This window comes from Paraburkholderia sp. BR13439 (assembly GCF_040948805.1).
Classification (GTDB): Bacteria; Pseudomonadota; Gammaproteobacteria; order Burkholderiales; family Burkholderiaceae; genus Paraburkholderia; species Paraburkholderia youngii.
In genome coordinates this window covers 34046-57093 of sequence record NZ_JBFPKN010000033.1, presented here as the reverse complement: position 1 = coordinate 57093, position 23048 = coordinate 34046, and the positions used below count along the sequence as shown (strand labels likewise).

Genomic DNA, 23048 nt, shown 5'->3' with positions numbered 1-23048 from the left:
CGCTTGCCGACACACCGTGCCGCCGACATAGCGCAACTGCTTCCTCATCGCTGGACGCCGACCGCTGCTTGATCGTTTGATCGTTTGAGCGATCGCCCCAGTCAAGATGCCTTCCCCGGGTGCTTACCGACTATCCGGTGCAGGCTTTGACGTTGTCGAGTAGCCCGGTCGCGCGCGATCCGCCTGCAGCGTCACAAAGCACAGCGACCGAACTTGATCACGCACGGTGGCCGAGAAAACGGGGTAGGCGATAGCTGTATTGAGTCGAAAGGCTCATATGCTTTGCCTGAAAGGAAGGCGGCGCAACTTCGCGGCGGGTACTCGGATTCCGCAACGGGAACTGTGGATGCGTAAATCCGGCGCCCCGCCTGGGCTGCCGAAGTATGCTTTATCCGGCGTCCCTAGCCCTCGATACAAATTGGCAGCATGACTATTCCGGACTTGAGATTGAACTAATCGACATGGCAATTCGCATCATAAATATGAGACCAAGCAAGCATGCTCGACTCCCCGCTGCTGGCTATATTGATCTATCGCTCCGCAACCATCTCTGTTTCAGTGCCCTACGCGATGAATACGGATGCGCGTTTCATTTGGGAACGATCGTGCGCACATTGTTTGTGTCGTTCTATCTGTTTGACGCAGGCTACGGCGACGGAAATCTGGCGGATTATTCTGAAGCGGATCTCAGGCTGAGCGAGCTTGCCATGTCGCGCAACCTTCAGGCCAGCTACCGCTTGAGTGCGCACGCGGTTGAGCCTACCGCCCGGCTGCTGACGCTCTTCGATACTCAGCTTCAGGCAGCACCGCTCAACGAACTGATTGAAGCACATCGGCGGGCAGACCGGAATATCAACGCTCCTCCTGAAGAGCGATTGTCGATCGATGAGCTAGTGCAACGCTCAAGGAGAAGAGTGAAGATGAACAGAGACCGGCCAGCAACGAATTTCCCACGCACCCAAGGCTAATGTTTTCGAGACGGCGCACGACTCGTTCGTAGCCTACCGCAATTTTAAGTAGAACGACGTCAGCGCCCCTTAGCCCTCGGACAAATTCGTGGAGTTGAAAAAGCTCGAATGTCTATCCGTGTGCCGCCTCCCTCGTGTCACTGAACGGCTTGTTCGAGCCATTCCCGATCGGCGTATGCTAGCCAGTGCATGTGAGCCGACCAATCGGCCACTCAATGATCGGTGTATAGACGGCTTCTCTGGCATGAACCGACAGCCGTTGTCGACGATCCCTGAACTCGACGGGTTTCCCAGCGCTAGTCAAGCGTTGCTCGGGACCCCCGCGGACCGCGCGCAGGCCCAGTCAGGTCAGGTCCGGCGATCGTGCGCCAACGTCATACAATCGAAGCCGGTTTGCAGCCTCCTCTCCAACGCTATTCGCAAATCGCTGGAGCGCATCCAGTGAGCCGTAGACGCTCTTGTATTCTTCGCAGCCGATGCGGCCGTCCGGGACGATCAACATACCCGACTCGCGCGCCTTCTGTTCCAAGTCCATTGCCTTCCCCTTCATTGCCGATCGTCCATCAGCCATCCTTAATCAGCCATTGCAACTGCCCGCATTGTCGGCCGCGGAGGTGCGGGAGGAAATACCGACCACCATCCATCATCGTGCCGAAAGAAGTAGATTGCCACCGTATGTTGTGAACCAACACGCGCGGCGCGAACACATCGCAGTGACCCGGCATTAGAGTACCGGAGTCGCGTCAAGGCTACCGGTGAACACGCCGTAGGCGCGAGCCATTTTGTAACAATCGCGCGCAGAGAGCTTCCGCTGCTGTCCATCCCGCACTCCTTACCAATGCACCATTAAAGCATACTTGGTATGCTCGGTATATCAACAAGGGTTTTCCTGTACCTGGTACTTTCGTGCCTTGGGTTTTAGCTGGACGGCAGCTAGAGCGTCGACTCTCCGTCGACGCCGAACCGTTCGCGATTTGGTGTCAGTTACGTGGAGATGCAGCTACGCGTGGGAAGGTGAGTGTGCTTCGTGACCTGCTTGAGATCGACGGCATCGCATACTCGTATTGAACGGCGCAATCAGGTCAGCGTCGCGACGCGGACAAATTGTCCGATCGACTACTGGACGCGCCCGACCGGATGAACGAGCTTTTCATAGAGATCGCGCGAGCCAGGCGATCCTCGAGCCGCTCGAAGGACACGGGTTTGGCGAAGATTGAATGTTGCCAGTTTGTCTGCCCCGCGGGGCGGCGCGTTTCATTGCCGACGAGGCGCGCCAGACCAGGCGCACGGCAGGGCGTTCGGTCAGACCATCATGGTTCAGCAATCCCTGATACGTTCCCGCAAAGCACCTTACCAAGGAAGTGGACCTGTGGCGTTCCAGAACCTTGTCGGCGGGGTCCATTCGCATCAAGGACGGCCTGGCGGACGGGTTGCCGTGCCGCATCCTCAACCGATCCAGCATCGGGGGCATAGTTGCTCGGACCTGTTGCGGTGATCCCTGGACAGACTGCATTGACCTTGATGCTAGTGCCCTCCAGCTCAATGGCGAACGCCTGCGTCACAGCATTGAGCGCGGTTTTCGACGTCTGGTACTCCTCGACGTACTGTCGCGAGTAGTCGGACGGGTTGTCTTTGAGCGTGAAAGAGCCACCTGCGCTCGGCACGTTGACGATGCGGCCGGTCGGTGCTTTTCGAAGCAGCGGCAGCGTCGCCTGTGTGACCGCGAAGACCCCAAGCACGTTGGTTTCGCCGGTGGCTGTTTGCTGAATTCGAATGAAGGGTACGCTATCACGCCCTGTCTCGAAGTGGTCGGTACCGCCGCGAGGGTCGGTGGCAGCCTACAGGGTTCGACGGTTGACGCGAAGTCTGCAGGAGAGGACGGAATGACCTTGTTGCGCTCCGATCAGTCGGCGCGACGGGTTGCCGTTGATGTCGCAGTGAGCGAGGAGCTGAAGGTCCGCTCCGTTGGAACGCAGATGGTAACCGGTCAAGACGGTCGCGACGATACATGACGTCGCGTTTTCTCTCTGTTCACGATGGCGGTCCGGACGCCGCCCTGATGACCGGCGCGCCGGCTCTCGGCAGCATCCATGAACTGCGCTCATTATCGCGTGAGAACTTACCATTGTTGCCCCGAATTTAGCGCTGCTACTCTTGGCCGCAATACGAAGTCACCCCGTCGGTGTGACAGTCAATTGCGAACGGAAGGCATCGTGAAGATTCATCGTGAAACGTCGGGAAGCGGCGCATCTGCCGTGAGGGTCAAATCTGTATTCGATGACGTCATCGACCGGAAACACTCGAATTCGCTGAAGTGGGCATTCGGTAAAACGTTGTTGAGCCCGGAAGAGTTTGCTGCAGACCCGCTGCCGATGTGGGTCGCCGACATGGATTTCCGCGCGCCACAGTGTGTGATCGATTCGCTTCACGAAGCGGTCGAGTCCGGCGTGTTCGGCTACTCGCACGGAGCGACGAAGCGTTATGTCGATGCGGTGATCGCGTGGCAGGCAAAGCGCTTCGGCTGGGAAGTCGAGAGAGAATGGGTGATGCAATCCAGCGGCATCATCACCGCGCTGAAGAATGCGATTCAGGCGTTCTCCGCGCCGGGCGATTCTGTCCTGATCCAGCCGCCCGTATACGCGCACTTTCATGACGATGTTCTGCTGAACGGACGGCAGCTCGTTTACGCGCCGCTCGAACGGGCTGGCACCGCGTACCGCTTCAATGCAACGACATTCGAGGCAGCAATCAGAAGCAACACGAAGCTTTTCATTCTGAGCAATCCGCACAACCCGACAGGCAATGTCTGGTCGGAGGACGAACTGCGGACTATGGGTGAAATCTGCCTGAAGTACGGCGTGCTCGTGATTTCGGACGAGATCCATCAGGACCTCATCATCAATCCGTTCAAAAAGCACATCCCTTACGGGTCGCTTGGCGAACGATTCGCAGCGAACAGCATCACGTGCACGGCGCCCAGCAAAACCTTCAATCTGCCCGGACTGCAGAGCGCGAATCTCTTCGTGCCGGATAGACGGCTGCGCGATGAACTGCGCAGGCAGGTCGACCGCAACATGTATCAATCCGTGAACACGCTGGGCATGGTCGCCGCCGAGGCGGCCTATACGGGTGGCGAGTCGTGGCTTGAGGCACTGCTTGTGTACCTGCGCGACAACCATACGCACTTCCGCAATGCAGTGCACGGACTGACCTCGAAGATCGAGATGCTGCCCGCCGACTCGCTGTATCTCGCGTGGATGGACTGCCGCGGACTGGGTATGGACCCGGATGTGCTGAACCGCTTCATGCTGACGGAAGCGAGGCTCTGGTTCGACAAAGGGCAGAAGTTCGGTGTCGAAGGACACGGCTATATGCGGGCAAACCTCGGATGTCCCCGGTCCACGATCGATGAAGCCATTCGTCGGCTAACAAACGCGCTCGCTGCCCTATAGAAGGCGGTCGACATAACCACCGCGTAGGCACATGCCTTCCCGCTTTGCACTTTTAAGCTCGGTACATTCGGCCGGCCGCGTCGAGGGTGTGGGGTTGGCACTGAATCAATTTCCCCAATCAAGAGAACTACAACATCGCAAACAATCTTTGGAGACTACATGAGTCACGACATCGAAATACAGACCTACGAACACGAGGATCTGAAACGAGATCTCAAGAATCGGCACATCCAGATGATCGCCATCGGCGGCGCAATCGGAACCGGCCTTTTCTACGGATCGTCGTGGGCGATCAGGACGGCGGGGCCGGCCATCCTTCTCGTGTTCCTGCTGGCGTCCATCGCGATCTATTTCGTCATGCGGGCGCTCGGTGAAATGGCCGTCGAGGAACCGGTGTCGGGCTCTTACATCTCATATTCCAACCGCTATATTCACCGTTTCGCAGGTTTTCTGAACGGATGGAACGCATTCATTTTTCTGCTGGCAACCAGCGCAGCGGATCTGAACGCGCTAGGGAACTACGTGCATTTCTGGTTCCCGCACATTCCGATCTGGGTCACTGCCGGGACGGCGGTATCGGTGATGTTCCTCGTCAATATCATCGGCGTGAAGATTTACGGGGAGGCCGAATTCTGGTTCTCGCTCGTCAAGGTCGTCGCCATCGTCGCAATGATTGCGTTCGGCGCGGGGATGATCGTCTTCGGCATTGGCAATAACGGTGTGCCGATCGGATACCACAACCTGGTGGATAACGGTGGCTTCTTCGCGAAGGGCGCGGGCGGAACATTTCTCGCGGTGGTGATGGTCGCTTTCTCGTTCGGTGGCGTTGAAAATCTCGGCCTCGCGGCGGGAGAAACGAAGGACGTGAAGACGACGATGCCCAAGGCCATCAACGCGACGTTCTGGCGTCTGCTGATTTTTTATGTCGGCGCAATGGCCGTACTGCTGATGATTTTCCCATGGACGTCATTGACCACCAAGGGCAGCCCGTTCGTTCAGGTGTTCACGAAGATCGGCATTCCGGCAGCAGCGAGCATCATGAATCTGGTGGTAATCATGGCCGTGCTGTCTGCGGTAAATGCGAGCGTTTTTACCAACAGCAGGACGTTCTACAATCTGTCCCTGCAGAAGAACGCACCCGCCTTCCTTGGCGTCACCAATGCGCGGAAAGTGCCGCATCGCGCGATCATGATGGTTTTCGTCACGATGTTCGCAGGCGTGCTGCTGAACTACTTCATGCCCGAGCAGGCGTTCGAACTCTTCTCCTCGGTGACCGTCTTCGCGCTCGTCTGCGCGTGGGGCTCGATTGTCATCAGCCACCTGCGTTTCAGAAAGCTGAAGGTTCTCAAAGGAGAGGCAAGCCAGATCACGTACCGCATGCCGTTCTTCCCGTACGGCAACTACATCGCGCTGCTTTTTATCGCAGCGGTGCTGGCTGGCATCGCTATTCTGCCCGACATGCGCATGTCGCTCGTGGTCTCGGCAGTGTGGGTTGCGGTCGTGTATGTCGCGTATCGCTTCTTCGTCGGCAAGGGTGCGATGCGGTCCGATAGTGAGGCAGAACTGCGCGAGCCGAAAGATCAGCTTGCGTGACAAGCGGGAAAGCAATTGAAAGGCGGGGCGAATTGCACGGAAGATCCGCGGTGATTCGCCCTGATTCCGTTGGCAAGCGCCAACGGCTTACTCATTTGAATCCTGCTGCGACGGTGCCACAAGATCCGATGCGGCCCGCTCACTACGGCCGCGCATGAAGGCCTGCGGGCTGCTGCCCAATTCAAGCCGGAATGCGTAGATGAAAGCGGATGTCGAGCTGTAGCCGAGTTCCAGCGCGGTTCGGGTGACATCCATGCCTCCGCCCAGCAGTTCGATCGCCCGAAAGAGCCGCAGCCTGCGGCGCCATGAACGCAGACTCATCCCCGTTTCCGCGACGAAGCGCCGCGCCAGCGTGCGCGCGGACATGCCCAGGCGTTGCGCCCACTCATCGGGTCCGCGCGGATCCGCCGGGTCCGCGTGCAGCGTCTCGCAGAGCTGCGCGAGCGTGTCATCGCGCGGCCAGGGTAGAGCCGTCGGAAGTGGCCGCGCCCGACGCAACTGATCGAGAATCAGTTGCGTGATTCGCCCGACATAACCGTCATCGTCCGGCTGTCCAGCTATCGCGGTGGCTTCGACTATGAGCGCCCTCAGCAGCGGCGATACGGCGAACACCATGGGACTCGCGCCCGTCAGAGTGCTGCCGGTTTCGTCGGCAATCCAAAGGCTGCGAAATTCCGAACCTAGCAGCGAGCCCACCCTGTGACGAAGGCCCGTCGGCAGCCACACTGCCTGCTCGGGCGAAATGACGATCGACCCGCCTTCCGATATCACGGTCAGCGCGCCCGAGATCGCATACACCATCTGATGCCACTGGTGCGAGTGCTCCGGGAAAAAACGCTGGGCGGGAATGAATTGCGCGCGCACCGTCAACGGGTTCGGCGGCGCCGCGTCAGCGGGCGCTTCAATTGTTTTCCACATCACATGTCATCCGGTTGGCAGTTATTCGACATATTTTGACCACTCGTCGAAAGACTGTCATCCCAAAAATTGTTTTAATGAAGGTTCCCCCGCATTGGGTTCCCGCGCGCGATGAAGAATGCGCTGCGCACCACGGCCCAGGAAACTTGGAGTATTGCGCCTTATGGCTCGCCACGACCGATACGATCTGCCACTTTCGACCGACTCCGACCTTGCAGCGGAGCGATATCGAACGGGTATCGACCTGCTGCTGTCGCTATGGCCCGGTGCCAGCGAAGCATTGGACGCGGCGATCGCGGCGGACCCGGACTTTGCGCTGGCGCACGCGGCGCGCGCCCGGCTGCACGCGATCAGCGCACAACCGTCGCAAGCGCGCGATAAGATCGCGACAGCGCAGGCTCTCGTTGCGCATCGCGGCACCGAGCGTGAGCGCAGTCATGTCGAGGTGCTAGGGCTCGCGATAGAAGGGCAGGCGCCGAAAGCGCTTGCCGGTGCATTGGCGCATACCGACAGATGGCCGCGCGACGTTGTGATTCTCTCGATGCCGCTCGGCGCGTTTGGGCTTTACGCGTTCTCTGGCATGGCCGACCACGATCAGGCGCGAGTCGATCTGTGCGAGCGGCACGCACGCCATTTCGATTCCGACGACTGGTGGTTCCTCACTTATCGCGGCTGGGCGCATGGCGAGAATGGCGATGTCGGACTTGGTCGTACGCTCACGCAGCGCGCACTCGAATTGCGTCGTCATAACGTGAATGCGGCACATGCCGTCGCTCACGTTCTCTACGAGTCGGGCGCGAACGACGAGGCCCAGCACTTGATTGCCGGCTGGCTGCCGGCGTATCCGAAGGCTGGCGTGCTGCACGGTCACATTGCGTGGCACGGGGCGCTCATCGCGCTGGAACGCGGAGACACTGACGGCGCGATCGCGATCTACAGCGATCATGTTGCGCCGTCGGCGTCGAAGGGCACGCCCATCAACATCGTCAGCGACACGTCGTCGTTTCTGTGGCGCATGCAGGCATACGGCCATGCTGTTCCTGAAGGAATGTGGAATGATGCGGCGCGCTACGCATCGGGCTACTTCAGGGACGCGGGCTTCCCTTTCGCGGATTTCCACATGGCGCTTGTCGGCGCCGCGACGGGAGACACGCAGGCGGTCGAGCAGCGGGTCAACGCGCTGAACAAGCTCGTCGATGAAGGCCGGCTGCCTGCCGGTTCGGTGGTCCCTGAAATTTGCCGGGCGTCGCTTGCGTTTGCGGGCGGGCAATATGCGCTCGCGGTCCGGATCCTCGAGCCGGTTGAGCGGGATGTGGTGCGCATAGGCGGAAGCGGCGCACAGCGCGAGATCGTCGAAGACACACTGCTCGTTGCCCTGATGCGAAGCGGGGAACTGAAGAAAGCCCACGCGCTGCTCGACAGGCGGCTGCACCGCCGCCCGTCGCCCCGCGATACCCGATGGCTGAACGAACTGCTGGCTGCGGAAACGGCGAGCGGTTTATCGAATGGCTAATGGTGGCGCCTCGGGAAAGCGAAATGGACTCGGGTATCACGATGAACGCGACGGGACTGCGCAGACTGCTGGTCGATAGTCTCGGCCCCGTCGCGGCAATCTCGCTCGCGCAGCTGTTCGGCACGGCGTTGTGGTTCAGCGCGAACAGCACCGCCGCCGACCTGATGAAGCTGTGGCACGCGAGCGCAGCCGATATCGGCTGGCTGACAAATGCAGTCCAGCTCGGATTCATTCTGGGTACGCTCATCATCTCGTTGAGCGGCGCGGCGGATCGCTTCCGTGCGAGTAGCATCTTCGTGTGCAGCGCGCTTGCTGGTGCAATCCTCAATCTCGGTTTTGCGTGGCTCTCGACCGGGCTCGTGAGCGGCGGCGTGTACCGGTTCGGCGTGGGCGTCTGTCTTGCCGGGATTTATCCGATGGGGATGAAGCTCATCGTCGGCTGGGCGCCGAACCGCACGGGCCAGGCATTGGCGCAACTCGTCGCGATGCTCGTGCTGGGCACGGCGCTACCGCATGCGATGCGCGTCATGGGCACAGGCTTTCCGTGGCAGCTCATCATCTCCGCGTCGTCGTTGCTGGCTGTGAGCGGTGCTATCGTTATCGGGGCATTGGCAGAAGGGCCGCATTCTGCGGTCAGGGCGCGTGCATTCGACGACGCGGTTGCGCCAGCAGCGACTCAACCCTCAGTGATCGACGCGTTTCGCATCCCGTCATTCCGGGCGGCGACGTTCGGGTATTTCGGTCACATGTGGGAGTTGTACACCTTCTGGACTGCGGTGCCGCTGCTGGTTTCCCATTCATCTCTCGTATCAGGTTTTCCCGCTATCGGCGTGCCGGCGATGTCGTTTGCGATCATCGGCATGGGTGCCGTTGGCTCGCTAGCGGGCGGTGTGCTGTCGCGACACATCGGGAGCGCGAAGGTGGCAACAGGCGCCCTTGCAATATCGGGCTTTTGCTGTCTTACCTTTGCGCTCGGCTGGCGCTACCTCTCTCCTGAATGGCTGGCCGTGCTCATGGCGATATGGGGTGCAGCCGTCGTCGCCGATTCGCCCCAGTTCTCCGCGCTGGCTGCGAAGGCGTGTCCGCCGGAGCTTGTAGGAAGTGCGCTCGCCATCCAGAACTCGATCGGATTCGCGGTGACGGTGGTTTCGATCGCGATCACGACGTCGCTCTTCGAACGCGTCGGCCTGGATGCGACCTGGCTGCTGGTACCTGGCCCGGTGCTCGGACTGGTCGCATTCACCGCCATGTCGCGAAACACCCGCGCATCGGTGAGAACCTTCGGGACGCACCGCGGCTGAAGGAGCAAGATATGCTAGACCTCCAGTATCTGTCGATCGTCATGGAAGTCGACCGTCTCGGCAGCGTGACGGCCGCTGCCGAGCGTTTGAATGTGACGCAGTCCGCGCTGTCGCATATGGTCCGGAAGTTCGAGGAGCGACATGGCGTCAAGTTGTGGACGAAGAACGGCCGCGGATTGCGTTTCACGCACGCCGGAGAATATCTATTGGGTCTCGCGGAACGCGTGATCCCGCAGATGGAACACGCCGAACGCACGCTGACCAATTTCGCTGCAGGTCGCCGGGGAGCGTTGCGCGTGGGTATGGAATGTCATCCGTGCCAGAAATGGTTGACGCGCCTGACGCCTCAATACCTAACCGCGTGGCCTGACGTCGATTTCGACGTGCGTACGGCGTTCCGCTTCGATGGCGTCGCTGCGCTGCTCGGCTACGAGATCGACATGCTGATCACGCCGGACCCCATCGACGTGCCTGACATCGTGTTCGCACCTGTTATCGACTATGAACTGATGCTCGTCGTGCAGGACGAGCATCCGCTCGCCGCGCGCGAATTTGCGCTGCCGCAGGATCTGATGAATGAGGAACTCATCACCGTTCCCGTCAGCAAGGAGCGTCTGGATATCTTCACGCGGTTTCTCGTGCCCGCGCATTGCAAGCCGAAGTATCACCGGACGGCGGAGCAGACGGAATTGATGCTGCAACTCGTCGCGGCTGGACGCGGCGTCGCGGTGTTGCCGGACTGGCTCGTAGCAGAAGAGGGCGAAGGGTTGCCTGTACGGGCCATTCGTCTGGGCGAGCCGGGTATTAGCAAATGCATCAACGTAGGTGTGCGGCGTGGAGAAGAGGAGGTCGCGTACATTGCAGGATTTCTCGCTCTGGCGCGTGACCTCGGCGTCCAGTAGTCATCAAGCGTTAAGCGAAGTACTGCGGTCGCTGACCGATGCTTGCTGGGTAGGTCGAACAGGCCCGGCAAAGCGGGATAGCGGCCCTGCAGCTGTTTGCCCGGCGCCTGCGCGGCTACTGGCATGGCATCCAGGCGCGCTATCGTCATCCACTCAAAACCAGCGTCGTTAAAGGGGTCAACAACACCATCAAGGTCATCAAACGCCGCGCGTACGGCTATCGCGACGAGGAGTACTTGTCCCTCAAAATCCACCGCGCCGCGTTCCCGCTAATCCTCGATGAACCTGAAGCCGTTTTATATCAGTTGGTCAGCTACGATGACTTGACCAGTCAAGTCGCAGTTGCCTTCCAGTAGGCCTCCGAAGCGGAACTCGACCCGCCACCGCACACAGCAATTCCCAGCGCTTCAATCTCGCGCCCGAGCTCACTGCATTGCCTTGCATGTCCTACCAAGCCGCCTAGTGCTGTATCTGGCGCTCCTGGGACAAGGATCTCTCGTTCGCCAGTAAATCGGGGAACAACAAGAGCCATTCTTGGATGGCGTCGACCGCAGTATGAGCCGCGGAAAGATCGGCAGCGGCCATGGCAAACACTGCTATCCAGGCACCGAGAAAAATTATCGAAAATTGCTCGTTTTTCAATCGAAATTTGCAGAAAGGTCGTCGCAGCCGATTTTGGCTACTATCGCGCGTCATTACGATGGTTGGAGGGTCAGCACAGTGTTGCCTGGCCCAACGGGTCGCGGGTTCTGCCGATCCGATTTCAAGCCAACCTATCGAGAGCACGACCATGCGATCACCCCGGCCATTGATATCCCTCGCGTCCTTGACGCTTGCCCTGCAACCTCTCGCGGCTCACGCGGATTTGACGGTCAAGATCGGGCAAGTTTCCCCGCTGACGGGCGAGTTGTCCCACATCGGAAAGGATGATGAAAACGGTGTGCGGCTGGCGATCGAAGATCTGAACAGCAAAAAGATTCGCATAGGGGGGCAAAGCGTGACGTTCGTGCTCGACTCGCAGGACGATGCGGCCGACCCCAAGACAGCAGTGACCGTCGCGCAGAAGCTGGTGGACGATGGCGTGGCGGGCGTCGTCGGTCATGCGAACTCCGGGACGTCGATACCCGCTTCCAAAATCTACTCGGATGCAGGCGTCCCGATGATCACCGAATCGGCAACCAACCCGAAGCTCACGCAGCAAGGATTCACGAACGTGTTCCGTATGGTTGCGAATGACGTGAGACAGGGCTCGGTCATCGGCTCGTATCTGGTCCACGATCTTGGCGCGCGCAAGGTCGCCATCGTCGACGATCGCACGGCGTACGGACAAGGTCTCGCCGACGAGATCGAAAAATCCGTCAAGGCTGCCGGAGGCAACGTCGTCGCCCGCGAATACGGCACCGACAAGACGACGAACTGGATGGCGGTGCTCACGACCATCAAGAGCCGTCAGCCGGAAGGGATCGCTTTCACGGGCGGCGACACGCAAGCCGCCGCATTCGTGCAGCAGGCGCAAAAGCTCGGCTTGAAGGTCAAGTTCATTGCCGGCGATGAAGCGTGCACCCCGCAGTTCATCAAGCTGGCCGGGTCTTCGATGAGCAAGGACGCGTACTGCACATTGGCGGGTGTGCCGCCTGCAAAGATGCCGCAAGGACCGGAGTTCTTCAAACGCTATCAGCAGCGCTTTGGCGTTCCCGTGCAGCTCTATGCGCCTTATGCCTACGACGCCGTGCTCGCGATGGCGGACGCGATGCAGGCTGCGGGCTCGACCGACCCGAAGGTGTATCTCCCGAAGCTGCGCGCATCCAGGCTGGACGGCGTGACGGGTGCGATCCAGTTCGACGAGAAGGGGGACATCCGTAACGGCGCGATTACCGTTCGTCAGTTCGATCAGGGCAACTGGACCGACAAGTCAGTCGTGCGTTGACGGCGTCACGCGCTTTCGGGCGCGACGGGTACACCAAGCCCCACCTTCACGCTGCTCATGCTCACCAGCGTCTTGAAGCGTTTGACGTTGTTGTTCGAGAAGAACAGTTGCCGCGTGAGGGCCGTGTACTCGTCCATGTTGCGAACCGTCAGTATCAGCACGAAGTCCCATTCGCCCGCGACGTAGTAGCACTGCTGGATTTGCGGGCATTGCGCGAAGATGCGCTTCATCGAGTCGAGCAGATCGATCTGCTCGCTCTCGACCTCGACTGTTGCGATGATCGTCAGCGGATAGCCGACCTTCTCGGGCGCGACGATGGCGGCATAGTTGCGAATGACGCCTTCGTCCGACAGGCGTCGCAATCTGCGATTGACGGCCGCTGTAGACAGATTGACGCGCGCGCCGAGTTCGTTCTGAGGAATCTGCGCGTCGCGTTGGACTTCCATCAATAGCTTGAGATCAAAATCGTCCAGGCTGAGTGTCATGGTTTTGCGGCCGGAAGGTCGAAACAAAGATATTTTTGCATGAGGGGGGACGATTTGGAGACTTTTTCTGTCACCGCAAACAATATTATTTCCCCAGCCGACAGGTTCGACAGGCGCATTCCCCGAAATCATCAGCAAGGACGTCCGACAATGGAAAGCACGCTGCAGGGCCACTTGAAGAGCTGGCGCCAGTATTTGCATCAACATCCCGAAACGGGCTTCGAGGAGTCAACACGTCCGACTATGTGGCGAACATTCTCCGGACGCTTGGGCTGGAAGTTCACCGCGGCATCGGGGGAACGGGGCTCGTTGCGAACCTGACGGCCGGGGACGGGAAACGGGTTATTGGCCTGCGCGCCGATATGGATGCGCTGAACATTGCCGAGCAGGCGCCCGATCGCGAGCATGCTTCGCGCACCGCCGGAAAAATGCATGCGTGCGGGCATGACGGGCATATGTCGATGATTCTCGGGGCGGCGCGACTCCTTGCAGAACGACGCGATTTCAATGGCACGGTCCGCTTCATCTTTCAGCCGGCGGAAGAGCATGGCCGGGGCGCGAAGGCGATGATGGCCGACGGCCTGTTCGAACGCTTCCCCGTCGATGCCATCTTCGGCGCGCACAACATGCCGGGCATGCGCGCGGGAACGTTTGCAACGCGCGCGGGCGGCATCATGGCGAGTGAAGACAACTTTGTCATTCATATCAAGGGGCGGGGCACACATGCTGCACGTCCGCATATGGGCGTGGACCCGATCGTCATCGCGTCACAGATTGTGATGGCATTGCAGACCGTCGTGTCGCGCAATCTCGATCCGAGCCTGCAGGCGGTGATTTCGTGTACAGAATTCATCACTGACGGCCTGAGAAACGTCATTCCGTCGAATGTCATCATCAAGGGCGATACGCGAAGCTATTCGCGCGAAGTGCAGACGCTGCTCGAGACGCGCATGCGCGAAGTATGCGAAGGCATCTGCCGCACGCACGGCGCCGATTGCACCTTCGAGTACACACATGAGTTCGCACCGACGGTGAACTCGGCGCAGTTCGTCGGCGTCGCGGTAGAGGCGGCGCGCAATGTGGCGGGAAGCGACGGCGTCGATGACAACATTCAGCCCATGATGATTTCGGAAGACTTCGGTGCGTTCCTGCAGGCCGTGCCCGGCAACTTTATTTTCATCGGCAACGGCGAGTCGGCGGGAAAGGGCGGCACGCCGCTGCACAACGCCACCTACGATTTCAACGACGACATCCTTTTGACGGGAGCGCGTTATTTCGCTGAGATCGCGCGGCTCGAATTGCCGGTCGGCTAACGATCAAAGGTAATAAATGAATATGTCTGTATCTTCATCGCTGATGCTCGACGGCGCATTGCTTTTAGAGCAACTACGTCAGCTTGGTGAACTGGGTGCTGATCGTGAAGTGGGTGGACGGACGCGCATCGCGCTGACTGATGACGAGCGAGCCGGTCGCGATCTCGTCGTCCGATGGATGCGCGAACTCGATCTCGATGTCCGCATCGATCGCATCGGCAACATTTTCGGCACGCTGCGTTCCGATTCGGATGACGGCAACGAGCGTCCATTGATGATGGGTTCGCATATCGACACGGTTAAAAACGCGGGTGCGCTCGATGGCTGTTACGGCGTGCTGGCTGGTCTCGCAGTTGCAAGAGCATTTCGTCAGGCGGGCATCAAACCGCAGCGTTCGATCACCATCGGCGCATTCACCAACGAGGAAGGCATCCGCTATCAGCCGGACATGATGGGCTCGCTGGTCTACGCGGGCGGCCTGTCGGTCGATGCAGCGCTGGATACGGTTGGCATCGACGGTACGCGTCTTGGCGACGAACTCGCGCGCATCGGTTATGCGGGTGATCTGGAGCCCGGCGTGGTGGTTCCGCACGAATATCTGGAACTGCATATCGAGCAGGGTCCGATACTCGAAGCAGAGAACATCCGTATCGGCGTAGTCGAGAATCTTCAGGGCATCTCGTGGCAGCAGATCACTGTTCAGGGCAATGCCAATCACGCGGGTACGACGCCAACGCGGCTTCGTCATGATGCGGGCTGGGTGGCTGCTGCCGTGTCGACGTTCCTGCGTGAGCTGGCCGTGACCACAGGCACCACGCTGGCGACGATCGGCATGCTGCGCATCGAGCCGAACGTCATCAACGTGATTCCGCGCAAGGCGGTGTTCACGGTGGATCTGCGCGACCCGGACGAACAACGCCTGCAGGACGCCGAGCGTCGTCTTGCCGGATTCCTCATCGAAGTCGCGGAGAAGGAAGGCGTGAAGATCACGACCGAACGCCTGGTCCGTTTCGAGCCAGTCGTATTCGATGCAACGCTGGCCGATGCAATCGAAGCCTCGGCGGAGCGCATGGGCTTCACGCATCGCCGGATGACGTCCGGCGCAGGACACGACGCCCAGATGATCGCGCGCATCGCGCCCGCCGCGATGATCTTCGTGCCGAGCCGCGGCGGCATCAGTCATAACCCGCGCGAACACACGGACGGCGATCAGCTTATCGACGGCGCAAACGTCTTGCTGGATGTCGTGCTCAAACGCCTCGCACAGAAGTGAGCGCGACTGTCGCTCACGACTTCGCCCATTCACATCATTCGTTACTGGAGTATCACGGTCATGTTGGTAGCCAATCCACGCGCAACGCGCGCTGCGTACCCCGCTGAATTGAAGGCCATTCTCAGCATCGAGAAGGCACAGGAAAGCCGTGCCTGGCTTTCATGCTGGGACAAGATTTCGCCCGATGCGACGCCGTTGCGCGATTTGCCTGGGGTGGCCGTGAGGCTCGGGGTCGGCAGCATCAGCATCAAGGACGAGTCGACGCGCTCTGTGCTGGGCAGCTTCAAGGCACTAGGCGCGCCTATTGCGCTGGTACGCCTGATTCAGCGGCTGTGGCCGAATCACGATCTCGACGCGCGTGGCCTGTTCGAAGGGCGCTATCGGGATCTGCTGACGCATTTCACGGTAGTGAGCGCCACGGACGGCAACCATGGGAAGGGTCTTGCCGCTGCCGCGCAAACGCTCGGTTGCCGTTGTGTGATCGTGTTGCACGCCAATGTCAGCGTCGAGCGCGAGAAGGCCATCGCGGCGTATGGCGCGGAAATCGTCAGGATCACCGGAAACTACGATGAGTCGGTCGAAGAGGCGGCGCGCCTTGCTTCGTTGAACGGCTGGCACGTCGTTTCCGACACGTCATACGACGGTTACGAAGACATCCCGCGCGATGTGATGCAAGGCTACGGCACGATTGCAGCGGAGATTGTCGAGCAGAGCGACAGCCAGCCGGATCGGCCGGCGTACACGCATGTGTTCCTTCAGGGCGGTGTCGGCGGCCTTGCAGCAGGATTGATCAGCTACCTGTGGGAATGCCATGGCGAACATCGTCCCCGTTTTGTCGTCGTAGAACCGCAGCAGGCGGACTGTCTGTATCAGAGCGCATTGGCGGGACGCGCAGCGCGTGCAACGGGTTCCGTCGACTCCGTGATGGCCGGGCTCGCTTGCGGCGAGACGTCGCCGCTTGCGTGGAAGTTTCTGCAACCCGCTGTCGATGATTTCATGACGATCAGCGATGACGATGCAGTGAACGCCATGCGTATCCTGGCCGCTGGCAGCGATACCGATACGCCTGTTGTTGCTGGCGAGTCGGGCGTGGCGGGTCTCGCCGGGCTTATCGTCTTGCTTCAGGACGCGCAGTTGGCCAGCAAAGTGGGCCTCGATGGCTCGTCCCGCGTGTTGCTGGTCAATACGGAAGGCGCAACCGCTCCCGCAACGTATCAGAAACTGGTCGGCGAGACCGCCCAATCAGTCCTCGAACGCCAACTCGCCTGGCTAGCCGAGCCGACAGCCTGAGCGAACTCCCGCTCGCCGTCATCTCCGACGCGATGACGGCATTCATTGCCTACATAACGACTTCCTGGCATTGACGTTCCCGTCCCAGATGCGGGATCGAAGAGCGAGGAGCGAGGGTGAAAGTGAACGCGCTGTTGAACATGGTGGAGCTGGAGACATTTGCCGCGGTGGTCGAGCATCGCAGTTTCACGCAGGCGGCGGTTGCGCTGAACATCTCCTCTGCAGCGGCGACACGGCGGGTCAAGCGGCTCGAACAGTCGATCGGGGCGCTGCTCCTGTTGCGCGAACCGGTCGTGCTGCCGACGAAAGCGGGCGAAGCGGTGTTTCGTCATTTCATGACGGTCCGGCTTCAGGAGGATGACCTGCTTCGGCGTGTCACACCGGGTAAAGCGGCGACGACAGCGCTTGCGCTGGCCATCAATGCCGATTCCCTAGCGACCTGGTTCGAGCCGGTACGCGCGAGCCGGCGCAACACCATGTGGCGCTCGAGATCGTCGTGGACGATCAGGACCATACGCTCGAGGCGCTGGCGCGCGGCGACGTCAAGGGGGCTTTCTGTCCACGCAACCGGAACCGGTTGTCGACCGTTTCGTTGCGGCGCCGGTCGGGCAGATGCGCTACCAGTGCGTCGCCACCCCCGGATTTGCGCGCGAACATTTCGCTGGTGGCCTGACCTTGCCGGGCGCACTCGAGGCCACCGCCATCCTGTTCGACCGGAAGGACGCGCTGCACGATGCGTTTTTCGCGTCGTATTTCGGGGTGACGGTCGGCCGGTATCCGCGGCACTATTTTCCTTCGCCGGTGGCGTTGCTCAATGCGCTCCTGGACGAGCTCGGCTACGGGCTGGTGCCCGCGATGCAGGCGGAGCCGCTGACCGGCAGTGGCAGAATGGTCGTGCTCGCGCCCGCGCACGATCTTTTGCTCGATCTGTACTGGCATCACTGGGAGGAGGAGCCCGAGCCACTCGCGACAATCAGCGCACTGGTCATGGCCGCGGCGCGGCGCGGCCTGGTTCAGCCGGCCCAGAGGGATGAGGAGACCCGTTGAAGGGGGCTTGTGGCGCTACGCTGATGTTTTCGCCGGTCGGACGCTACGCTCAACGCGCGGCATCCTGGGGTTCTGCCCCGAAAGGGCGCATCACAATGGGACGACATCACGGCTTCGTGAAAGGTGCGATGACAAGCCAGTGCGCGGTGCCGGGAAGCAGCTGTAGCGTCGACGAGCTGCGCACTCGATCTGCTGCCATGGCCGATGGTCGACTGGAAGCTCGGCCCCATCGAGCCGAAGCCGCTGTCGCGCGTCGAGATGATCCCGGACGCGAACCTTCACAAAGGAGGAGGACGTTTTATGGCGATCTCAGGAATGTCGTTGAGAGACATGGTCCAGGACTGGCTGGCACCCGACCCTGAGAGGGGATTCCGGGTCAGTCATTACGGGCGATCCGGGGCGGGACGTTACGTTTGCGTCGTCGCAGACAATGGGAGCGGATCGAAGGCGATGTTCTTTTTTCGTCACCGAGACGGCAAATGGTGCATTTATCCTTCCGGTCCAGAGCGGCCTGCCATGCACAGTAAAGTCTCGTGTACGGAAGCGAGTGGTGCAAGCGTCTAGGTCGGGAAAAGTACCGGCAGGCCTGTGAAGGAAATCGGCCCGTCGCTATCCCCATCTGCTGGATACCGGTTACGGTTTTCTGTCACGGTTAGTTCTGCAACGGGTTACGCGTCGTTCTTGACCACCGGGCGCCCGGGCAAGACGACCATCGACCCGCGCCACTACCGGACGCTGCATGGCGTTGATGTTCCCGTGTCAGACGCGCTCGAAGAGCGAGGGGGAAAGTGGACGATGCTGAACACGCCGGACCATACGCTCGAGGCACTCGCGCGCGGCGACGTCAAGGGCTTTCTGTCCACGCAACCGGAACCGGTTGTCGATCGTTGGCAGTGCCTGAGCGTGCGAAAGAGAAAGGATACGAGTACGTTTCCAGCACTCGAACTTTGATGTGCCGTGGATGCACTGCATGGCCCACCATGCGCGGTTGCGCACCGAGCGGCACTCGGAAAAATCTCATCGAATCAAACGTTTATCAGGTATTCAAGCTTTACGAGACTTCCTCGTACGATTTTGGACTCCAGAAGAGGACTCTGATTTCACGCTTAGGTGATTGATTTAACGAGGATGTTTTCTGATTTATCTCCGACAATGTACTCGCTGACGTACTCATTTGTTGCTGTCTAAAAAACACGCCGCTTTGTCGCTCCAGCGCAACGATTCTGTGGCGGTGGCGGTTACGTCCAGCGGATTGACGGCGTGTATCAGTATGTCTACTGGAGCGGCGGGACTGGCTTACCCGGTTGTCGCATCGCCTCGAGGAGATCGCTGCCACGTATTCTCCAAGGAAGTAGCTAAACGGCACCGATCGTTGCATCGTTGCGGCCGGTATTTGGAGGAGGGAGAAGATCTGATACGGGGCGCTGCTCGGCCCACGCTTCGAACTCTGAGAGCAGCGATGGAGGCATCTCCCGCACTTGCTCCATTACGCTAGCGAGCTGCTTCTCGTGCCGCTCAGCGAGGCGCCGCTCATCGGAGCGTCAGCCGCGAGGCGTTGCACGTCGCCAACGAGCTGCTCGTTGCGTTGCTGGGTGTTGGCGAGCGCGCTCCCCTAGCTTCGGCATCTGTAAGACGCATGGGAAACAACTCACTGGAATCGGACGGCCCGAGAGACGAACTCGGTGACACCGATACGCGATTAGATCACGTCAGCTTGGCAAGCTGAGAGGGTGCCACGAAATACTCGTTGTCTAGATGTGTTCCCCGGGCGCTTACGATCAGCCAGTCGAAGCAGTCGTTCAGGTCGGAACCGGGGCAGAGGTTTGGTCAGCGCTGTCGCGGTGTGGGTCGGGACGAGCAGTGATTCGCTAAGTCGAACCCTGCAGCCGCGATCTTTTCCGCACCTGCGTCTTCGACGTGCCACCGAAGTCTATCAGGTATGAATCGAAGCTTGTGTAACGTTCAGGCAGAAATGTCATTCCGGACTCGATCTCTGTCCACGTTGAGGTGTCGGATTCGTTGTGCTGGAGCTGGGCAGCTCCAGCCAAGGAGCCGCTCTCGGCTGCATTGTGGTCGGCTGTCTCAGCCACAATGAAACCCGCAATTGCGCGTGATCCGACTCGCTGCGGCGACAACAGCCTCAATCACGTTTTGTTGTTCGAGTTCAGGGCTGAAGTGCTTCGAATAAGCGACACTGATCGCTGTCCGCATCTGCCCACTGACATCCCCGACGAGGGCACCTACTGAGGAGATCCCCATAACCTGTTCGTCCTCGATCAGAGCATATCCGTCGGTCCGAATCTTATGCAAGGACGCAACGAGTTTTTCCGGGTCGGTAATCGTCTTGGCCGTGCTCTGCTCCAGCGGTTCTAGTCGCAGCAGTTCAAGGGCTTGATCGTCAGGGAAAGACGAAAGGATGATCTTACCAATGGCCGTATTGTGTAATCCAATAGGAGACCCGGGTTGTACCCTGACGGTCACTGGTCCCTTGCCGTCGACACTAAGCAGATACATTGGGGTTTTGTCCTGAAGCACGCCAAGATAACCATCGATACGCATGCTGTCAGCCAGCAACTGGAGTTCTTTGCGGGCCTCCAACAACAACGTATCTCGCGCCATCAGCGCCGCCCCCATATTCAACGTCTGGTACCCGATACTGTACCGGCGCGTAACAGGGTCTCGTCTCAAATAATGCTTTGCCGTCAAGGTATTGAGGAGACGCTGAACGATGGCCGGACTTAAACCGAGCCGACGGGCTATTTCCCGCGGCCCCATCGGCTCTTGCGACGCATTGAGTAGCTCCATGACGTCGAGGCCTCGCTCAAGTGATTGACTCTTCATTGGGTCTTGTCTATACGAAAGCCTGGCGGCCTATGGATGGTCAGGTTGGGCGATGGGCCCTTACTTTACCCGATCTTGGCATAGTTCCCGAGTCGAATGGGTCAAAAGCTCGTGTCCGTCATCCGTGATGATAGCCGTATCCTCCACCATCATGCCGCCCCAACCGAGTTCGTAGTAGGGGGTCTCGACGCAGAAGACCATGCCTGGTTCGAGTAGGACGTTTGAATTGGCGGCGATGGGGGGAAACTCATGGGAATGCAAACCAATACCGTGGCCACAGTGACTCCGCTGGTAATCCGGCAGCGCACCTTGCCGAACAGTGTCGATAGCGATCTTGTAAATGTCGCTGGCCAACGCGCCCGGTCTCAAGGCCGCAATTTGCGCCTGTTCGCCGGCAAGCAGTGCCGCGTAGCGCTCGGCTTGCTGATCGCTTGGGTCCCCAACCGTCAGAGTACGGGCCATGTCTGAACAGTATCCCTGTACGGTGCAGCCAATGTCCATGCGCACGAGGTCTCCGTTCTCTAGGCGTTTGGCGCGGGCGTAGGCATCAACCCGTGAGCTGCGCTCGCCGGACGTAACTACGACAAAGCGCGGGATGCCTCCCCCTTGAACGATAGCGCCGTTAATTTCGCTTGCGATATCGAGTTCCGTGACGCCAGCTCGAATCATCGGCACGATGAATTCGAGCGCTTTGTCGGTGATGCGCGAGGCATGACGCAGCAATGCGAGTTCGCCTGGCAATTTCGTTGCGCGCGCTCGCTTTAACGAAGGCGCCCCGTTTTGGAATGCCACGTGAGGGAATTGCTGCCAAATTGTCCGTGCCAATTTTTCGTCGCGCGTATCCAGGCCGACGCGGCCGCCGCGGATTTCGAAGCTACGTAATGCGGACACGATCGTATCGACAAAGTTGTCACCTGGTGTCGGCATGTCCGCATAGCCCGCCACTGTTGCCGTTGCGCCGACGTAAAAGATGCCGTATCGCCAGATGCACGACGGGTCTTCCAATTCCTCTAAAGCAGCAGCTGCATCGCTCGCGCCAGTGATCAGGGCCACCCGATCGCGTGTCGCGATCGCCGCTTGCGCATACGGACCAGCGTCCTGAAGGATGCTCCGGTAGCCTGTCAGGTAACCGACATGGACCGGGTCCGTAGTGACGATGACGTCAAGTTCCGGCGCAGCCGAGAAGAGTTTTTGCCTGCACGAGAAGGCAAGGCTGAGAGTGTGTTGCTCGAGAGTGTCGACAAAGCTCATGGATTTCTCCGTCGTAGTGGCTGTGCCTATTATAGGAACGACGTTCCGATAAAGTAAACCGTGTGTCGGTGCTCGTTAACCCCCATAACGCTCGTTGTGCCCGGCATCGATAATAACGGAACAGTGAACCGATATTAGGAACAGGCTGACCCCCAGGACGTGGGCCTGTCACTTACTTTTTTGGAGGAGATCGACGATGTTCAAAAAGAGACTTGGTACTGCGATGTTCGTGTGCGTCGCGGCCGCAGTGTTCGCGCATTCGGCGGCCGCGCTGGCGGACGGCAACGTGACGAACGCTAAGTTGGCTGTCGGAGCCGCGCCCGATGCGCCACCTTTCTCGTATATCCATGGGGGCAAATTTCTTGGAATTAGCAACGACATCCTGCAGAGGGTAGGGAAGCTAGAAAATCTTGATATGCGTTATCAGCAGATGGCATTCGACGGTTTGATTCCGGCACTCCAGGTTGGACAACTCGATATCGCCGTAAGCGGCATCTTCATTACGAAGGAACGTCAGGCAATTGTTGACTTTTCGACGCCCTATTTCGTCGAAGGTGCTCTCGTCGTAGTTCCGGTGAACAGTGGAATCAAGAGCCTTTCCGAACTCAAGGGCAAAACGATCGCTTGCGAACAGGGCTCTGCCGCACTGAAAGTAGCGCGTGAGCACGCGGCTGAATGGGGCGTCACGCTGCGAATCCTCCAGGATCCGGCAAGTATGCAACTTGCGATGAGATCGGGTGACGTGGCCGGGATGATCTACGACTCCGCGCTGGTGAACTATCAATTGCGGATCGAAGGTGCCAAGCCTACGATCAAGATTGTGAGTCCCATGCTGGATCCGACAGGTATCGCGTTCGCCTTCCCGAAAGGTAGCAAGTGGGTCGCAATCGTCAATCGTGGCATCGCGAAATTAAAAGCCAGCGGCGAATTGGATGCCATTGCGAAGACTTACAACATGAATTGAGGCGCAGCTA

Annotated in this window: 16 protein-coding genes and 4 pseudogenes; 14 read left to right on the top strand and 6 right to left on the bottom strand. The window is 59.6% G+C overall.

Features of this window, described 5'->3' with window-relative positions:
* Positions 1–461: 461 nt before the first annotated feature.
* A complete protein-coding gene (locus AB3X96_RS37905; RefSeq protein WP_368593769.1) occupies positions 462–968 on the top strand; it encodes a hypothetical protein in 507 nt (168 codons plus the stop codon).
* A gap of 343 nt (positions 969–1311) precedes the next feature.
* On the opposite strand, the gene AB3X96_RS37900 is transcribed toward AB3X96_RS37905, so the two are convergent.
* A complete protein-coding gene (locus AB3X96_RS37900; protein WP_368593768.1) occupies positions 1312–1503 on the bottom strand; it encodes a hypothetical protein in 192 nt (63 codons plus the stop codon).
* A 775-nt stretch (positions 1504–2278) separates the two neighbouring features.
* Positions 2279–2707 (bottom strand): SDR family NAD(P)-dependent oxidoreductase, encoded by a 429-nt coding sequence (locus tag AB3X96_RS37895; protein WP_368593767.1) that lies wholly within the window; start codon positions 2705–2707, stop codon positions 2279–2281.
* Between the two features lie 474 nt (positions 2708–3181).
* On the opposite strand from AB3X96_RS37895, the gene AB3X96_RS37890 reads away from it, so the two are divergent.
* The gene (locus AB3X96_RS37890; RefSeq protein WP_368593766.1) at positions 3182–4420 is read left to right on the top strand and encodes a MalY/PatB family protein; all 1239 of its coding nucleotides are present in this window, start codon (positions 3182–3184) and stop codon (positions 4418–4420) included.
* A 159-nt stretch (positions 4421–4579) separates the two neighbouring features.
* On the top strand, positions 4580–6013 hold the full coding sequence (locus AB3X96_RS37885) for an amino acid permease (RefSeq protein WP_368593765.1): 1434 nt from the start codon (positions 4580–4582) through the stop codon (positions 6011–6013).
* A gap of 87 nt (positions 6014–6100) precedes the next feature.
* Here the strand turns inward: AB3X96_RS37885 and AB3X96_RS37880 are convergent, their stop codons facing one another.
* Positions 6101–6931 carry a helix-turn-helix domain-containing protein gene (locus AB3X96_RS37880; protein ID WP_368593764.1) on the bottom strand — a complete coding sequence of 277 codons (831 nt, stop codon included), beginning with the start codon at positions 6929–6931 and terminating at the stop codon, positions 6101–6103.
* A gap of 163 nt (positions 6932–7094) precedes the next feature.
* Here AB3X96_RS37880 and AB3X96_RS37875 point away from each other — a divergent pair, with 163 nt between their 5' ends.
* From AB3X96_RS37875 to AB3X96_RS37855, 5 genes and pseudogenes are all read left to right on the top strand, one after another.
* Entirely contained in the window at positions 7095–8444 is a 1350-nt protein-coding gene (locus AB3X96_RS37875; RefSeq protein WP_368593763.1) for a tetratricopeptide repeat protein, read from the top strand.
* A 23-nt stretch (positions 8445–8467) separates the two neighbouring features.
* Positions 8468–9745: an MFS transporter gene (locus AB3X96_RS37870; RefSeq protein ID WP_368593762.1), complete on the top strand. Its 1278-nt coding sequence runs from the start codon at positions 8468–8470 to the stop codon at positions 9743–9745.
* 11 nt (positions 9746–9756) lie between these two features.
* Entirely contained in the window at positions 9757–10647 is an 891-nt protein-coding gene (locus AB3X96_RS37865; RefSeq protein ID WP_368593761.1) for a LysR family transcriptional regulator, read from the top strand.
* A 56-nt stretch (positions 10648–10703) separates the two neighbouring features.
* Positions 10704–10922 (top strand): annotated as a pseudogene (locus AB3X96_RS37860) (transposase); the annotation flags it as partial.
* Positions 10923–11437: 515 nt separating this feature from the next.
* Positions 11438–12574 (top strand): branched-chain amino acid ABC transporter substrate-binding protein, encoded by a 1137-nt coding sequence (locus tag AB3X96_RS37855; RefSeq protein ID WP_368593760.1) that lies wholly within the window; start codon positions 11438–11440, stop codon positions 12572–12574.
* A 5-nt stretch (positions 12575–12579) separates the two neighbouring features.
* On the opposite strand, the gene AB3X96_RS37850 is transcribed toward AB3X96_RS37855, so the two are convergent.
* Complete coding sequence (locus tag AB3X96_RS37850) at positions 12580–13059, bottom strand: Lrp/AsnC family transcriptional regulator (RefSeq protein ID WP_368593759.1); 480 nt, start codon at positions 13057–13059, stop codon at positions 12580–12582.
* Between the two features lie 150 nt (positions 13060–13209).
* Between AB3X96_RS37850 and AB3X96_RS37845 the strand changes: the two are divergent.
* The 5 genes and pseudogenes from AB3X96_RS37845 to AB3X96_RS37825 form a co-directional block, all read left to right on the top strand.
* A pseudogene (locus tag AB3X96_RS37845) lies at positions 13210–14372 on the top strand (M20 aminoacylase family protein).
* A 16-nt stretch (positions 14373–14388) separates the two neighbouring features.
* Positions 14389–15645: a Zn-dependent hydrolase gene (locus AB3X96_RS37840; RefSeq protein WP_368593758.1), complete on the top strand. Its 1257-nt coding sequence runs from the start codon at positions 14389–14391 to the stop codon at positions 15643–15645.
* Positions 15646–15705: 60 nt separating this feature from the next.
* Positions 15706–16935, top strand: coding sequence for a diaminopropionate ammonia-lyase (locus tag AB3X96_RS37835; protein ID WP_368593757.1), 1230 nt, complete (start codon positions 15706–15708; stop codon positions 16933–16935).
* 140 nt (positions 16936–17075) lie between these two features.
* Positions 17076–17982: pseudogene (locus AB3X96_RS37830) on the top strand (HTH-type transcriptional regulator ArgP).
* Positions 17983–18777: 795 nt separating this feature from the next.
* Positions 18778–18867: pseudogene (locus AB3X96_RS37825) on the top strand (LysR family transcriptional regulator); the annotation flags it as partial.
* Between the two features lie 1197 nt (positions 18868–20064).
* Here the strand turns inward: AB3X96_RS37825 and AB3X96_RS37820 are convergent.
* Complete coding sequence (locus AB3X96_RS37820) at positions 20065–20823, bottom strand: IclR family transcriptional regulator (protein WP_368593756.1); 759 nt, start codon at positions 20821–20823, stop codon at positions 20065–20067.
* Positions 20824–20883: 60 nt separating this feature from the next.
* Positions 20884–22074 carry a M24 family metallopeptidase gene (locus tag AB3X96_RS37815; RefSeq protein ID WP_368593755.1) on the bottom strand — a complete coding sequence of 397 codons (1191 nt, stop codon included), beginning with the start codon at positions 22072–22074 and terminating at the stop codon, positions 20884–20886.
* A gap of 196 nt (positions 22075–22270) precedes the next feature.
* Here AB3X96_RS37815 and AB3X96_RS37810 point away from each other — a divergent pair, with 196 nt between their 5' ends.
* A complete protein-coding gene (locus AB3X96_RS37810; protein WP_368593754.1) occupies positions 22271–23038 on the top strand; it encodes a substrate-binding periplasmic protein in 768 nt (255 codons plus the stop codon).
* Positions 23039–23048: the final 10 nt, after the last annotated feature.

Coding starts and splice junctions, on each gene's coding strand:
- AB3X96_RS37905 (WP_368593769.1), top strand. CDS start 462: ATGGCAATTCGCATCATAAATATGAGACCAAGCAAGCATGCTCGACTC.
- AB3X96_RS37900 (WP_368593768.1), bottom strand. CDS start 1,503: ATGGACTTGGAACAGAAGGCGCGCGAGTCGGGTATGTTGATCGTCCCG.
- AB3X96_RS37885 (WP_368593765.1), top strand. CDS start 4,580: ATGAGTCACGACATCGAAATACAGACCTACGAACACGAGGATCTGAAA.
- AB3X96_RS37880 (WP_368593764.1), bottom strand. CDS start 6,931: ATGTGGAAAACAATTGAAGCGCCCGCTGACGCGGCGCCGCCGAACCCG.
- AB3X96_RS37875 (WP_368593763.1), top strand. CDS start 7,095: ATGGCTCGCCACGACCGATACGATCTGCCACTTTCGACCGACTCCGAC.
- AB3X96_RS37870 (WP_368593762.1), top strand. CDS start 8,468: ATGGACTCGGGTATCACGATGAACGCGACGGGACTGCGCAGACTGCTG.
- AB3X96_RS37865 (WP_368593761.1), top strand. CDS start 9,757: ATGCTAGACCTCCAGTATCTGTCGATCGTCATGGAAGTCGACCGTCTC.
- AB3X96_RS37855 (WP_368593760.1), top strand. CDS start 11,438: ATGCGATCACCCCGGCCATTGATATCCCTCGCGTCCTTGACGCTTGCC.
- AB3X96_RS37850 (WP_368593759.1), bottom strand. CDS start 13,059: ATGACACTCAGCCTGGACGATTTTGATCTCAAGCTATTGATGGAAGTC.
- AB3X96_RS37840 (WP_368593758.1), top strand. CDS start 14,389: ATGAATATGTCTGTATCTTCATCGCTGATGCTCGACGGCGCATTGCTT.
- AB3X96_RS37835 (WP_368593757.1), top strand. CDS start 15,706: ATGTTGGTAGCCAATCCACGCGCAACGCGCGCTGCGTACCCCGCTGAA.
- AB3X96_RS37820 (WP_368593756.1), bottom strand. CDS start 20,823: ATGAAGAGTCAATCACTTGAGCGAGGCCTCGACGTCATGGAGCTACTC.
- AB3X96_RS37815 (WP_368593755.1), bottom strand. CDS start 22,074: ATGAGCTTTGTCGACACTCTCGAGCAACACACTCTCAGCCTTGCCTTC.
- AB3X96_RS37810 (WP_368593754.1), top strand. CDS start 22,271: ATGTTCAAAAAGAGACTTGGTACTGCGATGTTCGTGTGCGTCGCGGCC.